Annotated in this window: 1 protein-coding gene; it reads right to left on the reverse strand. The window is 36.3% G+C overall.

Annotated features, from left to right (window positions below):
- The coding region (locus tag KHA90_RS25015) for a non-ribosomal peptide synthetase (RefSeq protein WP_213308246.1) at nt 1-1541 on the reverse strand (1541 nt) is incomplete at both ends.

Consider the following 1541-nt stretch of genomic DNA (forward strand, 5'->3'; position numbering starts at 1 on the left):
TCTCAATAAATTTCTCTGCCGTAAGTTCTTCTTTGTTTAGGTAACCTCTTGCCAGTCCGGCTCCTGAGATATACAGCTTCCCTACTACACCTACGGGAACTAACTGTAAGGTGTTGTTCAGGATGTAGACCTGAGTATTTGAAATCGGTTTACCAATTGGAATTGACCGGTATTTTTGGTCTTTTATTATGTAACTTGTGCTATAAGTAGTGTCTTCAGACGGACCATACAAATTTCTAACCTCGATATTTTTTGTTTGCAGTTTTTCAATAATATCAGTAGGCAAAACCTCTCCTGCCATATTTATGATAGAAATATTATCTAAATCTGTAGTGTTTTCAAGCAATTTCCTTACAACTGAAGGAACTGTATTTAATAATATCTTCTGATCCTGCTGAATATAATTACCAATCTCTAATGCATTCTTTAATATTCTTATTCTTTTTCCCGACAGTAATCCATAAAAAATCTCATAAACTGACAAATCAAAACAATAGGACGTAACAGCATAAATGACATCAAATTTCGAAGAATCAAATTCGGTTTTTGACCAATTAATTAATTCAACAGCATTTCTGTTTTCAATCATAACTCCCTTTGGATTACCAGTGGTTCCGGAGGTATATATGATATAGGCTAAATCTTCCGGTTTATTGATAGATGGTAAATTCTCAATTGGCAATTTTTCGCTGATTGCATTAAAAACAGAAAGTTCATGTTGATTTATAACTATTTTACAATTGCTGTCTTTTTCAATATAAGCTATTCTTTCTTTTGGATAATTGGTATCAATAGGAACATAAGCAGCTCCTGATTTTAATATTCCTAATAGAACTATAACTATATTCTCGCTCCTGTCGAGTTTTATGCCTATTAAATCATCTTGTTTAATCTTATATTGCTCTCTCAAATACCATCCTAACTTGTTGGCTCTCTCATTAAGTTGCTTGTAAGTAAGCTTTAGATTCTCATATGTAACCGCAACATGATCCGGAGTTCTCGCTGCCTGCTCTTCAAAAAGGGCAACAACGGTTTTATCCTGAGGATAAGCCGCTTTTGTGGCATTGAAGCCTTCCAGCAATGTGTGTTTTTCTTCCGGTGTCAGGTATTCGATTGCTCCAACGGCCGTATCGGGATTCTTTAGCGATTCATTAAGGAAGTTCTCCAAATGAACAAATAAGCGTTCGATCAGGTAACTATTGTAAATATCTGTATTGTACTCAATTGACAACTCAAGACCCTTGTTTTGCATAAAGGTCAGACTAAGGTCGAACTGTGCTGTTTTTCGTTTAAAATCATAAGGACTTACTGTAAATCCGTTCAGGTCATTTTTCTCAATGGTGTGCAGATCTGACTGGTTCTGAAGTACTACCAGTACATCAAACAAGGCCGAACGGCTCATGTCTCGTTTGAGTTTTAATCCCTTTATAAGTTCATCAAATGGATAATGCTGGTGCTCGTAGGCGCTCAGAAGCACTTCTTTTTGAACTTCTGCCAGGTTTAGAAAACTTTCCCCGGGAGTTATAGCCGTACGGATGGCA

Source organism: Flavobacterium psychroterrae (assembly GCF_018380615.1).
Lineage (GTDB): Bacteria > Bacteroidota > Bacteroidia > Flavobacteriales > Flavobacteriaceae > Flavobacterium > Flavobacterium psychroterrae.